The sequence below is a fragment of the Parasphingorhabdus sp. genome, assembly GCF_036964565.1.
Lineage (GTDB): Bacteria > Pseudomonadota > Alphaproteobacteria > Sphingomonadales > Sphingomonadaceae > Parasphingorhabdus.
On sequence record NZ_JBALTN010000015.1, the window covers coordinates 1 to 14,038 of the forward strand.

16 protein-coding genes are annotated in these 14,038 nt (G+C 61.4%); 2 read left to right on the top strand and 14 right to left on the bottom strand.

Annotated elements, in window-relative coordinates:
* Positions 1–146: 146 nt before the first annotated feature.
* The 12 genes from V7650_RS16535 to leuC form a co-directional block, all read right to left on the bottom strand.
* Complete coding sequence (locus V7650_RS16535) at positions 147–1,226, bottom strand: Kelch repeat-containing protein (RefSeq protein WP_335657317.1); 1,080 nt, start codon at positions 1,224–1,226, stop codon at positions 147–149.
* Positions 1,223–1,939, bottom strand: a complete 717-nt coding sequence (locus V7650_RS16540) for a DUF4230 domain-containing protein (protein ID WP_335657318.1) — start codon at positions 1,937–1,939, stop codon at positions 1,223–1,225. The genes V7650_RS16535 and V7650_RS16540 overlap by 4 nt, the downstream gene beginning before the upstream one ends.
* Positions 1,936–2,808 carry an MBL fold metallo-hydrolase gene (locus V7650_RS16545; RefSeq protein WP_335657319.1) on the bottom strand — a complete coding sequence of 291 codons (873 nt, stop codon included), beginning with the start codon at positions 2,806–2,808 and terminating at the stop codon, positions 1,936–1,938. The genes V7650_RS16540 and V7650_RS16545 overlap by 4 nt, the downstream gene beginning before the upstream one ends.
* A gap of 99 nt (positions 2,809–2,907) precedes the next feature.
* Positions 2,908–4,746: a M56 family metallopeptidase gene (locus tag V7650_RS16550; RefSeq protein WP_335657320.1), complete on the bottom strand. Its 1,839-nt coding sequence runs from the start codon at positions 4,744–4,746 to the stop codon at positions 2,908–2,910.
* Complete coding sequence (locus tag V7650_RS16555) at positions 4,743–5,111, bottom strand: BlaI/MecI/CopY family transcriptional regulator (protein ID WP_335657321.1); 369 nt, start codon at positions 5,109–5,111, stop codon at positions 4,743–4,745. The genes V7650_RS16550 and V7650_RS16555 overlap by 4 nt, the downstream gene beginning before the upstream one ends.
* Positions 5,112–5,531: 420 nt before the next feature.
* Entirely contained in the window at positions 5,532–5,864 is a 333-nt protein-coding gene (gene grxD / locus V7650_RS16560; protein WP_335657322.1) for a Grx4 family monothiol glutaredoxin, read from the bottom strand.
* 10 nt (positions 5,865–5,874) lie between these two features.
* The gene (locus V7650_RS16565) at positions 5,875–6,108 is read right to left on the bottom strand and encodes a BolA family transcriptional regulator (RefSeq protein WP_335657323.1); all 234 of its coding nucleotides are present in this window, start codon (positions 6,106–6,108) and stop codon (positions 5,875–5,877) included.
* Between the two features lie 3 nt (positions 6,109–6,111).
* Positions 6,112–6,438 (bottom strand): DUF1476 domain-containing protein, encoded by a 327-nt coding sequence (locus V7650_RS16570; protein ID WP_335657324.1) that lies wholly within the window; start codon positions 6,436–6,438, stop codon positions 6,112–6,114.
* Positions 6,439–6,508: 70 nt separating this feature from the next.
* Positions 6,509–7,510: an NADPH:quinone oxidoreductase family protein gene (locus tag V7650_RS16575; RefSeq protein WP_335657325.1), complete on the bottom strand. Its 1,002-nt coding sequence runs from the start codon at positions 7,508–7,510 to the stop codon at positions 6,509–6,511.
* A gap of 30 nt (positions 7,511–7,540) precedes the next feature.
* On the bottom strand, positions 7,541–8,134 hold the full coding sequence (gene leuD, locus V7650_RS16580; RefSeq protein ID WP_335657326.1) for a 3-isopropylmalate dehydratase small subunit: 594 nt from the start codon (positions 8,132–8,134) through the stop codon (positions 7,541–7,543).
* Positions 8,135–8,136: 2 nt separating this feature from the next.
* Complete coding sequence (locus tag V7650_RS16585; protein WP_335657327.1) at positions 8,137–8,403, bottom strand: hypothetical protein; 267 nt, start codon at positions 8,401–8,403, stop codon at positions 8,137–8,139.
* A gap of 9 nt (positions 8,404–8,412) precedes the next feature.
* Entirely contained in the window at positions 8,413–9,843 is a 1,431-nt protein-coding gene (leuC, locus tag V7650_RS16590) for a 3-isopropylmalate dehydratase large subunit (RefSeq protein WP_335657328.1), read from the bottom strand.
* 102 nt (positions 9,844–9,945) lie between these two features.
* On the opposite strand from leuC, the gene V7650_RS16595 reads away from it, so the two are divergent.
* Together V7650_RS16595 and V7650_RS16600 are read left to right on the top strand one after the other, a co-directional pair.
* Positions 9,946–10,461 carry a sterol desaturase family protein gene (locus tag V7650_RS16595; RefSeq protein ID WP_335657329.1) on the top strand — a complete coding sequence of 172 codons (516 nt, stop codon included), beginning with the start codon at positions 9,946–9,948 and terminating at the stop codon, positions 10,459–10,461.
* A 9-nt stretch (positions 10,462–10,470) separates the two neighbouring features.
* The gene (locus tag V7650_RS16600) at positions 10,471–11,331 is read left to right on the top strand and encodes an ATP-grasp domain-containing protein (protein WP_335657330.1); all 861 of its coding nucleotides are present in this window, start codon (positions 10,471–10,473) and stop codon (positions 11,329–11,331) included.
* Positions 11,332–11,433: 102 nt separating this feature from the next.
* Here V7650_RS16600 and V7650_RS16605 read toward each other — a convergent pair whose 3' ends face one another.
* Positions 11,434–12,066 carry a glutathione S-transferase family protein gene (locus V7650_RS16605; RefSeq protein WP_335657331.1) on the bottom strand — a complete coding sequence of 211 codons (633 nt, stop codon included), beginning with the start codon at positions 12,064–12,066 and terminating at the stop codon, positions 11,434–11,436.
* 417 nt (positions 12,067–12,483) lie between these two features.
* Positions 12,484–13,971, bottom strand: coding sequence for a SulP family inorganic anion transporter (locus V7650_RS16610; RefSeq protein ID WP_335657332.1), 1,488 nt, complete (start codon positions 13,969–13,971; stop codon positions 12,484–12,486).
* Positions 13,972–14,038: the final 67 nt, after the last annotated feature.

Below are 14,038 nucleotides of genomic sequence, written 5' to 3' on the forward strand. Positions count from 1 at the left end.
CCACGTGCGTCCATTATACTATTCCCATTCTTTTGTCGTTCGCGCCGAGCCCCTCAAAGCAGGCTGTGGCAGCCCTTCCACTGGCTCAGGGCAAACGGAGTTTCTGATTCCCGGTAAGTTTAGGGCAACTTATCACCCAATGGAAATCAATTGCGGATCCGAAACCTGACGATCCGGTCGGTCACTTTCTGCTCGGCATCCATGCCGCCCAATATGTAATAGTCCTGCCCGGCTTGTGCGAGGCCCCGGTGATCCATGCTCGGCTCGGCCAGCCGCCCCAGTTCCTGCCAGCTGTCACTTTTCAGGTCATAGGCAAAAAAGCCACCCGACGGCTTCGCCGGCACCCCGTCATAACCAATGCCATCGTAATTATAGGGATTGTCGCCGCCGCCAGCAAAGATCACCCGCTGCCCCGCTTCGTCGCCAGCCGCCGCCATCCGGTATTTCGCTGGACCCGGATGGGCGTCGACGCCGCGCCAGCTGATCTGGGTGGGATTCTGCGGATCGATATCGCCCCGCCAGCTCAGCTTCGCCGCGACGAATTTGCGCTTGCCGTCGGCAAACACGCTCGCCACGCCGTCGGTGACGATGATGCTGTTGCCGGATATGCCGCCGGCATGCCCGAACACGGGCGTGCCGGGAAATGGAGTCGCCTCGGTCCAGGCACCGGTCTGCGTGTCGAACATCTGGACGACGCTGACATTGCCTTCGTCATGCCAACCGGAAACCAGATAGATGAATCGGTTCTGGTAGGGGACCACCACCATGTCATCGACCGGGGTCGGCATATCGGCCTTTTGCTCGTAGCGTCCGGTCGCCGGATCAAACGCAAAAACCTCGGGCGTGGACAGCTCGTCGCCATTGGCAGCGACCGTATAGCCGCCAAAAATATAGATTTTTCCTGCCACGGTCACCGCTGCACTTGCCAGCCGCCCTTCCGGAACCGGGACCGAGGCGATGATCTTGCAGGATTCCGTTGCAATGACGCAGGCGAAGGCAGCGCTGCTGGTATCCTTCCAGCCCTTGCCGGCCTTCAGTCCATTGAAACTGTAAAGCGTCGGGCCTTCCGGGCCATCGGCAACCGCCACCGCATTATTGCTGATCGCCTCCGGCAGGGCGAAGCTTGCGGTTTCGGACACGGGCTCGGGTTGCGGACTGCGCTCACACCCGGTCAGGGTCACACCGGCCAGCAGCAACGCTGCCGTCATCTTGATGGACAATGTCATTGCGCCCCTTCCCGTTCTTTCTGTTGTTCTGCCAGCACAGCCCGTATCGGCCGGGAGTAATCCCACCGCTCGCTGTAGCGGCTGCGTTCATAGGGAAAGAAGGCATCGATTTTCGCCTCCACCCCCGCCGCCTGCAGCGGCACGGCAAAATTGTGTCGCACGGCCCGACGGGCGGCCTCGCGGGCGAGCCGGAGTTGCACCGGATTTTGCGCCTGACGGGCCAGCTCCTCGACACCCTTTTTGCGATTGGCCTGGTCGATAACATTTTCCGCATCGGTCAGTGCCATCAGCAACCCGCCGTCGTCATAGGTCTGTATCCGGTCGATCTGGACCTCGGGTCGTGCAATCTCGATCGCGGGGATCTCGACGTAGAGCGTGTTGTCGTCAGCATTCCAGCGCACATTGTCCGCTTCCAGCTTCGCCAGGTCCAGTTCGTAGCGCACCGACCCCGGCATGATCAGCGTCTTTCGCGCCGACAGGCCAAGCTTGGTCAGGGTGGTGGTGACCGTGGCATTATAGCTGGCGGAAAACACCGTGAGCCGGTTCTGCTCCTGCATGTTGCTCAGGCTGGCATTGGCGATCGAGACCGGATCGGGGCTGACGCTGCTTTCGACCCGGACAAACAGCATCCAAGCCAGCGCGATGGTCAGGATCAGAAAGCCGCCGATGATGGCAAAGGGCAGCCAGACGCGCCACGACAGGCGGCGATTCATGCCGCCATGCTCCACACGTCTCCCGAGCGCGCGACGATCCCGCGTTCCAGCAGATCGATCAAATGCGCCCGCACCGACTGGCCCGCCGCACCCGTCAGCCGGGGATCGAGCCCCTTGTACATTTGCGGCACCATGTCGACGATCGCCGCCGGGCCGCCATCCAGCAGCTTCAGGATCTGCCGTTCGCGCTGCTTGCGGTGACCCATCATGCCGCGAACCAGCTGTCGCGGATTGGTCACCTTCTTGCCGTGCGCCGGATAATAGACCTTGTCTTCGCGTTCGTAGAGCTTCTGCAGGCTCGCCATATAGTCGGCCATATTGCCGTCCGGCGGCACGATGACGCTGGTCGACCAGGCCATGACATGGTCGCCGGTGAACAGCGCCCCGGATTCCCAAACGGCCAGGCAGAGATGATTGGACGTATGGCCAGGCGTCGCCACCGCCTCGATCGTCCAGCCGTCGCCTGCCACCGTTTCGCCGTCGGTCAGCACCCGGTCGGGCTTGTAGTCCCTGTCGAAACTCTCGTCGGCCCGCGGCCCGTCCGCTTCGAGGACGAGCGGCGCGCAGCCGATGATCGGCGCGCCCGTGCGCGCGGCGAGCGGCGCTGCCGCCGGGCTGTGATCCCGGTGCGTATGGGTGCACATGATCGCGCGGATCCGCGCATCACCGACCGCCGCCAGTATCGCGTCGATATGCGCCTCGATCGCCGGGCCCGGATCAATCACTGCCCGGTCCAAGCCACTCCCCACGATATAGGTCTGCGTCCCGGTATAGGTATAGGGGCTGGGATTGCCCGCGAGGACGCGGGCGACCAGCGGTTCCATCTGTTCGCACAGACCGGTGGGATATTTCGAGGGGTCAAAGTCCATGGCTATGATGTGGCATATCCCGCCCATAAAACAACCATGAAAAAGGGCGCTGGGCGCAACCGGCCATCCCGCAGCCGCGGCGGGTGGCTGTTGCTGGCTTCAGGTCATCACGTGCTGCGCGCGGATATTTTCAATTTGCTGGTCCAGAATCTTCAGCTTTCTGGCGCGCTCCGACTTGCTGTCCTTGCATTTTGCCACGGCGGCCCGTTCCTTCAGCAGGCCTTCCAGCGCCACATCGAGCAGTGCCGCCTTGTCGAGCTTGACTTCGAAGCCGCCACATCCTGCAACAACGGCCCAGGCTTGTCCGGTCAGCCCATTCTTTCCGGCCATGGCGATCTGCTTGTTCATGGCGGTGCAGTCGGTGCCACTGGTCTTGTGGCTGGTGCTGAAGGAAATCGACGACAGGCGGGTGGCGAAGCTGCTGTTTCTGCTCGCCTCCCGCTGTGCCTCGCGTATGTCGCGTTGCGCCTGGCGGGCCTCGCGTTGTGCTTCGCGGGCGTCCTGCTCGGCTTCGCGCTGCGCTGCGCGGGCTTCCCGTTCAGCCTCGCGGCGTTCGTTTCGTGCTTCCTGCATCGCCTCGCGGACTTCCTGTTCGGCTTCGCGCATTTCCTGTTCGGCCTCCCGCATCTCCTGTTCGATTTCCCTTTGCGCCTGGGCCATCTCCCGATCGATTTCTGCCTTTTCCCTGCGCATCTCGGTCTGGTCCCACGCGCCCTCCCGGAGCGCCTTGTCCGCTTCCCGACGCGACTTTTCGGCTTCCGCGACGAGTTGGCGAACTTCCTTTTCGCTCAGCAGCTTGTCCGTGCGCAGGACGATGGTTCTGCCATTGTGCCGGATCGTGCGAACATGGTCGGTGGCGGGATCGTAATTTTTGCGTCCGTTGAGCATCGTGATCCGGGTGATATCGCCATCGACGGCGGGCGCTGCCGGAGCAAGAGGGGCGAGCGGTGCCATTGGTGCTTCAGGCGCCAGCGGCGCTTCGGGAACCGCAATATCACCAGGATCGACGGCTTCGGCATAAGTGACGGTCGCGGTCAGCGGAAGGGCCGCAACGGTACCGGCCGCCACCAGGCCTGCGCCCAGTCGCCGGCGGAAGGTCGATTTTTCGGACTGCCCCAGCATCCTCAGCCGCCCCTTGATCTTGTCCTTCTGGTTCAGCGGACTGGCCAGGCCCAGCCGGTGCCCGGACGCGGATTTGGCGATGGTCCGGCCATAGACGGCCCGAACGTCGCGGCCGCTCCGCGCCAGCACGCGCGCATCGCACGCCGTCTCCTGATCCTGCCGAAAGGCAACCCAGGCAAACCATGCAACCGGGTTGAACCAGTGCAGCGACAATATCGTCAGGCCGACAAAATTTGCCGCCAGATCGCCGGATTCATGGTGGGCAATTTCATGTTCCAGCGCCAGCTCCCGCTCGCGCGGCGCATAATCGCGAAAGAAATTGGTCGGGACCGCGATATATTTCTCGAACAGGCCGAACGCAAGCGGACCACCCACCGCCGCCGTTTCGAGGATCTTGATATTGCCGTGGCGACCGATCAGCTGACCGTCGGCGACGATATCTTCGCGAAACTGGAAATACGCAGCCAGCTTGCTGATAAACAGCAGGGCCGCGCCACCAAGCCACAGGATGGTGGCGATCATCATCCAGTCGAGCGAGGCCAGGGCGCCGAAGGTTGCAGCCTGCGCAGGAACGGCGGTGACCATTTCGGAGCCGGTAGCGGCCGGCGCAAAAGCCATCATCGGCTCGATCTCGGCAGGGGCCTCCAGCGTCAGCGTCGGCATGAACACGCGGGCAAGGGGCAATATCCACAAGAGATAAGCTATGCGTGCCCCGAAGAAATGACCGACCGGCTTGCGGATGGCCAGCACCAGCAGCATCAGCAGCGTCGTCGACAACATCGTATCCAATATCCATTGGTTCAGTTCGCCGCTCATTTTTTCAACTCCCTCAAAAGCTCCTCGATTTCGCGGATATCCTCGGCGCTCAGTTCATCCGCCTCGGCCAGATGAGCAACCAATGGCATGACTTTTCCCCCGAAAAGCCGGTCCACGAAATTGCGTGACACGCCGGTCAGATACGCATCGCGTTCCACCAGCGGAGAATAGAGGAAGCGACGGCCATCGCGCTCGGTGCCGATCACCGCTTTTGCCGCCAGTCGCGACAGCAGCGTCTTGACGGTCTGCAGCGACCAGTCCTTTTCGTCGGAGACTTGCTCCGCCACTTCCGTCGCGGTCAACGGGGCGCGTTTCCACAACACTTCCATGACCGCATGTTCGGCGTCGCTGATCCGTTCAGTCATGTGGCTGTACCTCCTCGAGAATCGCTGATGACTACATGTGTAGTTTATTCGACCACGGATGTAAACACGGATTTCTGACAGGGTAGGCGTTGGTGGACGGATGGCGGGTGTTGGTCGAAAACCATGCTTTGTCGAAATATCTTACAGCTTTGCAGGCGTTAAAATGGCGTCAACCATTCAAGCCGCTGTAATGACAGGCTTCTTCGAAACTGGCACGGGTGGTGCAACGCTGGCTGTGTCTACTTTTCACACCCAAAGCCTCCTTTCAGGAGGTGACCAATGAGGGGAACAATTTTTTGGTCTCTATTGTCCCCTCTCATTAAAAGTTTCTACGAAACTTACCCAAACAAAAACGGCCCGGTCCTCCTAGACCGAGCCGTTTTTTATGTTCAAAACGCTGCCCTGCCGCGGCAGGCCAAGTCAGCTCTCGGCTGGTGCGACCTTTTTCTCGGCCATCAGCTCGCCCAGCTCGCCGGCTTCGTACATTTCCATCATGATGTCGCTGCCGCCGACAAACTCGCCCTTGACGTAGAGCTGCGGGATGGTGGGCCAGTCGGAATAATCCTTGATGCCCTGGCGCACTTCCATGTCCTGCAACACATCGAATGAGCCAAAGGCAACCCCGAGATGCTCCAGAATGGCTACCGCACGGCTGGAAAAACCGCACTGCGGAAACAGCGGCGTGCCCTTCATGAACAATACCACGTCATGGCCATTGACCACGGTTTTGATTTTTTCGTTTACGTCGCTCATATTCATTCTCCTAGTCGGGAACCGCGGTGGTGAGTTGCAGCGCATGCAGTTCGCCCCCCATTTTTCCCTTTAGCGCAGCATAGACAGCCTGATGCTGCTTGACCCGGTTCATGTCCGCGAATGCGGCGGAGGTAACCTTCGCCGCATAATGATCGCCATCGCCCGCCAGATCGGTAATTTCAACCGATGCATCGGGAAAGGCCGCCAGGATCATCGCCTCGATATCTGCGCTTGCCATTGGCATGGCTTAGCTGGCTTCCTCGATGAACTGGCGCCGCGCTTCGATCATCTTTTCGGCCAGGGCGGTGCGGATCGCAGAATCGTCCATCTCGACACCGGCAGAGGTCAGGTCGCCCAGCAACTTGCGGATGACATCCTCGTCGCCGGCTTCCTCGAAGTCCGCCGCCACGACTTCCTTGGCATAGGCATCGGTTTCCTCGGATGTCAGCCCCATTTTCGCTGCCGCCCACTGCCCGAGAAGGCGGTTGCGCCGTGCGGTCAACCGGAACTCCATCTCTTCGTCGCGCGCAAACTTCGCTTCAAACGCCTGTTCGCGATCCTTAAAATTTGTCATGAACGTCCCTTGATCTTGTTTGATGTCAAAATAGGCATCGGCACCGCTTCCCGCAAGTGCCGCGAGCCAATCAGTCGGCGACTTTCACCACCAGCTTGCCGATCGCGCCGCGGTCTGCCATTTTCTGGATTGCCTTTCCGGCATCGGCGAAGGCGAAAACCTCGGAAACGCGGGGCTGGATCAGTCCCTGATCCCACAGCTTGAACAGCCGGTCGATGTGGGCGCGGTTGCCCTTCGGGTCGCGCATTGCGTAGGCACCCCAGAACACGCCGCAAACATCGCACGACTTGAGCAGGGTCAGGTTCAGCGGCAGCTTCGCGATACCCGCCGGGAATCCGACCACCAGAAAGCGGCCTTCCCAGGCAATCGAGCGCACGGCCGGTTCGCTATAATCGCCGCCGACCGCATCATAGATGACGTCCGCGCCATTCGGCCCCACGGCCGCCTTGAACTGCGCAGCCAGCGCCTTCGACTGATCCTTGTCGAACGGCGCACGGCCGTAGACCACGGTTTCGTCGGCACCCGCCTGCCTGGCGAACTCGGCCTTTTCCTCGGAGGACACTGCCGCAACCACGCGCGCGCCAAAGGCCTTGCCCAGTTCCACGGCAGCAATCCCGACGCCGCCCGAAGCACCGAGCACGAGCAGGGTCTCGCCCTCCTTGATATGGCCGCGATCGACCAGCGCATGGATCGAGGTGCCATAGGTCAGCAGCAGCGCCGACGCATCCTCGAAGCTGACGCTGTCAGGAATCTTGAACACGCTGTTCCGGTCAACCGCGACTTTCTCGACGAGGCCGCCATGGCCGGTGGTCGAAGCAACGCGGTCCCCGACCTTGAGATCGTCGACGCCTTCGCCGACCGCTGCAATCACGCCGGAAACCTCGCCACCCGGCGCAAACGGCCGCTGCGGCTTGAACTGGTACATGTCCTGGATGATCAGCACGTCGGGATAGTTGATCGAGCAGGCCTTGACGTCGATCAGCACCTGCCCCTTGCCGGCTACAGGATCGGCGACATCGAGCATCTCCAGTGTATCCGGTCCGCCCACTTTGGTTGACATCAAGGCCTTCATATCATTCCCTTCCCTGGAATTTTCTGGATTCTAGGCCGCAGCCGGCGTGAGCCAAGGCTGGGCAGAATCACGGTTCGTTTCGTGCCGCGTTATGGCATCGGCCTTGGCCAATGTCAGGTCAATTTCGTCAAGCCCCTCGATCAGGCACTGGTGCCGGAACGGATCCATTTCAAAAGGAAAGCGATCCTGAAACGGCGTGGTGACGCTCATGCTCTCCATGTCGACGGTGACCGGATCGGTCTTGGCGACCTCCATCAGCCGGTCGATTGCATCCTGAGGCAGGGCAATGGCCAGCAGGCCATTCTTGAAGGCATTGCCAGAGAAAATGTCGGAAAAGCTCGGCGCGATCACCGCCTTGATACCCATGTCATCCAGCGCCCAGGCCGCATGCTCCCGGCTGGATCCGCAGCCAAAATTGTCTCCGGCGATCAGGATCGAAGCACCGGCATATTCCGGGTCGTCGAAAATATTGCCTTCCTGCGCCCGGATCGACTCGAAGGCCCCCTCGCCCAGGCCTTCGCGCGACACGGTCTTCAGCCATTTGGCCGAAATGATGACATCGGTATCGACATTCTTCTGGCCGAACGGAATGGCACGGCCTTCAACGCGCTTGACGGGCTTCATCCTTATTCTTCCTCGCTATCGATGAAGTCGTTATCATAATCGGGTTCATTTTCATATTTCGTCACTGGCTTGTTCTTTGCCGGCTTGAAATCATCATGTTTTTTCATCTGGTGGCGTCCGGCGTAGAGCAAGGCAGCGGCCACCGCAGCCGAACCGATTGCTGCGCCGACCTTGGCACCGGTCGACCATGCGCCGGACTCGCTGCCCTTGGCCTTGTCCTTGCCCGGCTTGGGGGCGGTTGCCTTATCGTTCTTTGTGTCGTCGCTCATTTCAACCTCTCATCTTGTCAGTTCGCGCACGTCGGTCAGCCTGCCGGTCACGGCCGCTGCCGCAGCCATGGCGGGGGACATCAGGTGCGTTCTGGCACCCGGTCCCTGCCGACCAACGAAATTGCGATTGGAAGTGGATGCGCAGCGTTCGCCCGCCGGCACCTTGTCGGGATTCATGCCGAGACAGGCGGAGCAGCCCGGCTCGCGCCATTCAAATCCGGCGTCGGTAAATATCCGGTCCAGCCCTTCGGCCTCCGCCTGCGCCTTGACCAGTCCCGACCCCGGCACCACGATCGCCCATTTGACGTTGTCAGCCTTCTTTCGGCCTTCGAGTATCCCGGCCGCTGCCCGCAGGTCCTCGATCCGGCTGTTGGTGCAGCTGCCGATGAAGATATTTTCGACCATGACGTCGCGCAACGCCTGCCCTGCTTCAAGCCCCATATAGTCCAGCGACTTGCGCGCGGCGCTCTGTTTGGAGGGATCGGCAAAACTTTCCGGTGTCGGCACCATGCCGGTGACGGCAACCACATCCTCCGGACTGGTGCCCCAGCTTACCGTCGGAGAGACCTCGGCGGCGTTGATGGTGACGCTCTTGTCAAAGATCGCGCCCTCGTCGGTCGGCAGCGTCTTCCAGTAAGCCACGGCGGCATCCCAGTCCGCCCCTTTCGGTGCCATCGGACGGCCCTTCAGATAGGCATAGGTCTTCTCGTCAGGCGCGATCAGGCCGGCGCGCGCGCCTGCCTCGATCGACATGTTCGAGACGGTGAGCCGCCCCTCGATAGACATCTGGTCAAATACTTCGCCGCGATATTCGATGACGTGGCCGGTGCCGCCTGCGGTGCCGATGACGCCAATGATATGCAGGATCAGGTCCTTCGGGCTGATCCCCGGGCCGAGCAGGCCCTCGACCCGGATTTCCATCGATTTCGAGCGAGTCAGTTGCAGCGTCTGTGTCGCCAGAACATGCTCGACCTCGCTGGTGCCGATACCGAAGGCGAGAGCGCCGAGCGCCCCGTGCGCCGCGGTGTGGCTGTCGCCGCAGACCATGGTGGTGCCCGGCAGCGTGAAGCCCTGTTCCGGCCCGATGACATGGACAATGCCCTGGTTGATGTCGCTGGCACCGATATATTTGATGCCGAACGCCGGCGCATTGGCTTCCAGCGCCTCCAGCTGCGCGGCGCTGGCCGGGTCGGCGATGGGGATCTTGTTGCCCTCGGCATCCAGCCGGGCTGTGGTCGGCAGATTGTGATCCGGCACCGCCAGCGTCAGATCCGGTCGCCGCACTTTTCGGCCCGCCTTGCGCAGCCCTTCGAAGGCCTGTGGACTGGTTACTTCGTGCACCAGATGCCGGTCGATATAGATCAGCGCCGTGCCGTCATCCCGCTGGTCCACCACGTGGGCGTCCCAGATTTTCTCATAGAGGGTCTTCGGTTGGTTCATAAGCTCCTGACTTCCAATATGGGCTTTCGTTTAGACAGATCAATTGCGGGTGCAAGTCAGAACTGGCTTCTAAATCCTGTCAATAACGCCTATCTCCGCACTATGAGCATTTTCGCCATCATTGCTACCGTCCTTGCTTCCGTCATCGCGATGGAGTTTGTCGCCTGGGCGAGCCACAAATATATCATGCACGGATTCGGCTGGGGCTGGCACCGCGACCATCACGAACCGCACAATAAAGCACTCGAGAAAAACGATCTCTACGGCATCGTCGGCGCGGTGATGAGCATCTCGATGTTCGCGATCGGCAGCCCGCTGATCATGGGCGCCAGTTACTGGGAACCCGGCACATGGGTCGGTCTCGGCATCCTGTTCTACGGCATCATCTACACATTGATCCACGATGGCCTCGTGCACCAGCGCTATTTCAAATATGTGCCCAGAGGCGGCTATGCCAAGCGGCTGGTGCAGGCGCACAAGCTGCACCACGCGACCATTGGCAAGGAAGGCGGGGTCAGCTTCGGCTTCGTCTTTGCCCGCGATCCGGCAAGGCTGAAAGCGGAACTCAGGCAGCAGCGCGAAGCCGGCACCGCTGTCGTCCGCGACGCCGTCGGCTAAGCCAGCAACTTGCCAAAAATCTGCATATTGACGGCGGCCCCCGACTATTTCGAGGATCTCGGCCCCGCCCGCGCCGCCTATCAGCGGCTGCTCGGCGACGACATCGCCTTCCGTCACTGGACCGATCCCGGCGATCTTACCTCCTTCGACCTCGTCCTGCCGCTGCTGGTCTGGGGCTATCAGCGGGACTGCCCGCGCTGGTTTGCGCTGCTCGACCAGCTGGAACAACACCAGATCAATATGGCCAATCCGGTTTCGGTGCTGCGCTGGAACAGCGACAAATCCTATCTGCTGAAGCTGGAACAAGCGGGAATAGCGATTGTCCCGACCGTGATCAGCGCAGCCCTGACGCCTGATGATATCGCCCGCGCCACCGATAAATTTGGAAGCAATGAGCTGGTGGTCAAGCCACCCATTTCCGGCGGAGCGGACGGAACCTATCGGCTAAGACCCGGCGACCCTCTGCCCGACTCCATCGCCGGCAAGCAAATTCTGATCCAGCCCTTTCAGCCTGCGATCGCTCAGGAAGGCGAATATTCGCTCTTCTATTTCGCCGGCACCTTCAGCCACGCCATCCTCAAGCGCCCCGCCGACGGCGATTTCCGCGTCCAGGAATTTCTCGGTGGCTCGGAAAGCGGCACCGACTGCCCCGAAGGCGCGCAGGACCTGGCGGTGGTGGCGCGCGAGGCAGCAGAACAAATCCTCGGCACCGACACCCTGCTCTATGCCCGCATCGACATGCTCCGCGACGCCGCAGGCCGGTTCCGCCTGATGGAACTGGAACTGATCGAACCCTCGCTGTTCTTTGGTCATGCGGGAGACGGTGGCGCGCTGTTTGCACGCGGAGTTGACGCAGCTCTAACGGATTAGGCATTCGTCATTGCGAGGACCCCGCACTTGATCCGGGGGACGCGGCAATCCAGAGCGTCTGTGCGTGCAGCCCGGGATTGCCGCACTGCGCTTGCAATGACGCTAGCTTGGCTTCGCCAACAACACCGGACCGCCCAGTTCGACCGTCTTCTGATAGCCGGGCCGCGCCACCAGCGCCTCGAAATAGCGCTTGCAGTTCGGGCGGCTGTCGAGCTGCCCCAGCGCCGCGCGGCCCTCCAGCATATAATGCAGGTTGATATCCGCGCCGGTAAACTTGCCCGCGACGAGGAAATTCTTGCCCTCCAGCTCGATCTCCAGATGATCGAGCAGCTTGTCGACTTCCGCGTTCAGGAACCCGCCCATGACCTCCGGCAACCCGCCCAGCATCGGCGCGATGCCGGTGATGATGAAGCTCATCCCCATCGTGCCCTCGGCAAAATGCAGCCATTCGAGATATTTCGCCCGCTCCGGATGATCCGGCGCCACGCCGAGCGCGCCATCGCTGTGCCGCTCGATCAGATATTCGATGATCGCCCCAGATTCGACCATGGTCACGCCGTCCACATCGACCGTCGGTGCCTTGGCCAGCCGGTGCGCCTCGGCCAGCTCCGGCGGAGAGCGCCGGGTTTTGGGATCGCGGTGATAGGTGACCATCTCGTACTCGATCCCGCCCTCCTCGCACAGCCAGATGATGCGGGACGAACGGGAAAATCCGAGATGGTGCAGCTTGATCATGGGGGCTCCTTTAAACTTTGGAGCAAATGTGCGGCAAAGCCGCGGAAGCGTCAACAGGACAATGTGCTCCGCACTAGATGCGGACCTCTGGAGGCTCAAGGAGACGTTGCGACCGCAGGGCTCCGCATCAAGTGCGGAGCACAAGCCTTACACCGACAGCACCCGTGCCCTGCCGGAGGGCAGGGCCCAGAATGATCCCGCACGATCGGCTGGACTCCGGCCTGCGCCGGAGCACAGCAATGCCGCGCCCGCGTGCCCCGGCGAAGGCCGGGGCCCATCTCTGCACATTCGTCTAGAGGGCAAGAGAATATCAAGCGCTGCATCCGAGTCTGCCTGCAAACCAACCATCCCGATAGCGGCAATATCAGGAGATGGACCCCGGCCTTCGCCGGGGCACGAATCAACCCCAGCCCAAGCCTAATGCCCGACAACCCCCAGGCTCTCGAACGGCTTCTCATTCTCGCTATATTTCTCGACCAAAGTCGCGCTGGCCTGGTTGAGGCCGATGACCTCGACCGCCTTGCCCTCGTTCTTCAGCCGCTCGACGATCTTGTCGAGAATGCCGGTGGCGCTGATATCCCAGAAATGGGCGTTGTGAACGTCGATGATCACGCTGTCGATGCCGTCCTCGTTGAACTCCATCGCCTCGTAGAGCATGTCGACCGAGCCGAAGAATATCTGCCCGCCGAATATATAGCGATGCGTGGTCACCTCGACAAAATCCTGCACCGTGACCAGCTGCCGCACCTTCCAGGCAAAGAATATGCCCGACAGCAGCACCCCGGTCAGCACGCCGATCGACAGATCGTGCGTCGCCACCACCATCACCACGGTGGCGATCATCACGACATTGGACGGCCAGGGGTGATGGGCGATCTCGGTGAAGCTCTTCCAGCGGAAGGTCGAGACCGAGACGAAGATCATCACCGCGACCAGCGCCGGCATCGGGATCTGCGCGACCCACTGGCCCAGCCCGACGATCAGGATCAGCAGCATCACCCCGGCAACAAAGGTCGACAGCCGCCGCCGGCCGCCCGACTTGATGTTGATCACCGACTGCCCGATCATCGCGCAGCCGCCCATGCCGCCGATCCAGCCGGTGACGAAATTGGCAATGCCCTGGCCATAGGTTTCGCGCTTCTTGTCGCTGCGCGTCTCGGTCATGTCGTCGACGATCGACGCGGTCAGCAGCGATTCGAGCAGGCCAACCGCCGCCATCGCCAGCGAATAGGGCGCGATGATCCGCAGCGTTTCCCAGTTGATCGGCACCTGCGGAATATGCAGCCACGGCAGGCTGTCGGGCAGTTCGCCCATATCGCCCACAGTGAACACATCGGCGCGGAAATACATGCTGATCCCGGCCAGCACGATGATCGCCGCCAGCGGCGACGGCACCAGCTTGGTGATCCGCGGCAGGCCGTAGATGATCGCCAGTCCGGCCGCGATCATGACATAGGTCTGGACGGTGAAGGCCGCGCCGGTCATCTGCGGGATCTGCGCCATGAAGATCAGGATCGCCAGCGCATTGACAAAGCCGGTGATCACCGAGCGCGAGACAAAGCGCATCAGCAGGTCGAGCCGCAGCAGCGCCGCGATCCCCTGGAACACGCCCATCAATATGGTTGCGGCGAACAGATATTCGACGCCATAATCGCGCACCAGCGGTACCACCAGCACGGCCACGGCGGCCGTGGCCGCGCTGATCATGCCCGGCCGGCCGCCGACCAGCGAGATGATCACCGCGATCGAGAAACTGGCATAGAGCCCGACCCGCGGATCAACTCCGGCGATAATCGAAAAGCCGATCGCTTCCGGGATCAGCGCCAGCGCCACGACCAGCCCTGCCAGAAACTCGGTCTTGGGGTTTGACAGCCAGTCGCGCTGAAAATCGCTGTGAATGGCCATGGGCAGCCTCCTTCTGCTAAGAAATGCTGCGCCGCAACATCAGAAAGACGCGCCTTTGCCGCAAGGG

Excerpts from the sequence above, each read along its gene's own strand:
- V7650_RS16535 (WP_335657317.1), bottom strand. The coding sequence starts at position 1,226 with ATGACATTGTCCATCAAGATGACGGCAGCGTTGCTGCTGGCCGGTGTG.
- V7650_RS16540 (WP_335657318.1), bottom strand. The coding sequence starts at position 1,939 with ATGAATCGCCGCCTGTCGTGGCGCGTCTGGCTGCCCTTTGCCATCATC.
- V7650_RS16545 (WP_335657319.1), bottom strand. The coding sequence starts at position 2,808 with ATGGACTTTGACCCCTCGAAATATCCCACCGGTCTGTGCGAACAGATG.
- V7650_RS16550 (WP_335657320.1), bottom strand. The coding sequence starts at position 4,746 with ATGAGCGGCGAACTGAACCAATGGATATTGGATACGATGTTGTCGACG.
- V7650_RS16555 (WP_335657321.1), bottom strand. The coding sequence starts at position 5,111 with ATGACTGAACGGATCAGCGACGCCGAACATGCGGTCATGGAAGTGTTG.
- grxD (WP_335657322.1), bottom strand. The coding sequence starts at position 5,864 with ATGAGCGACGTAAACGAAAAAATCAAAACCGTGGTCAATGGCCATGAC.
- V7650_RS16565 (WP_335657323.1), bottom strand. The coding sequence starts at position 6,108 with ATGCCAATGGCAAGCGCAGATATCGAGGCGATGATCCTGGCGGCCTTT.
- V7650_RS16570 (WP_335657324.1), bottom strand. The coding sequence starts at position 6,438 with ATGACAAATTTTAAGGATCGCGAACAGGCGTTTGAAGCGAAGTTTGCG.
- V7650_RS16575 (WP_335657325.1), bottom strand. The coding sequence starts at position 7,510 with ATGAAGGCCTTGATGTCAACCAAAGTGGGCGGACCGGATACACTGGAG.
- leuD (WP_335657326.1), bottom strand. The coding sequence starts at position 8,134 with ATGAAGCCCGTCAAGCGCGTTGAAGGCCGTGCCATTCCGTTCGGCCAG.
- V7650_RS16585 (WP_335657327.1), bottom strand. The coding sequence starts at position 8,403 with ATGAGCGACGACACAAAGAACGATAAGGCAACCGCCCCCAAGCCGGGC.
- leuC (WP_335657328.1), bottom strand. The coding sequence starts at position 9,843 with ATGAACCAACCGAAGACCCTCTATGAGAAAATCTGGGACGCCCACGTG.
- V7650_RS16595 (WP_335657329.1), top strand. The coding sequence starts at position 9,946 with ATGAGCATTTTCGCCATCATTGCTACCGTCCTTGCTTCCGTCATCGCG.
- V7650_RS16605 (WP_335657331.1), bottom strand. The coding sequence starts at position 12,066 with ATGATCAAGCTGCACCATCTCGGATTTTCCCGTTCGTCCCGCATCATC.
- V7650_RS16610 (WP_335657332.1), bottom strand. The coding sequence starts at position 13,971 with ATGGCCATTCACAGCGATTTTCAGCGCGACTGGCTGTCAAACCCCAAG.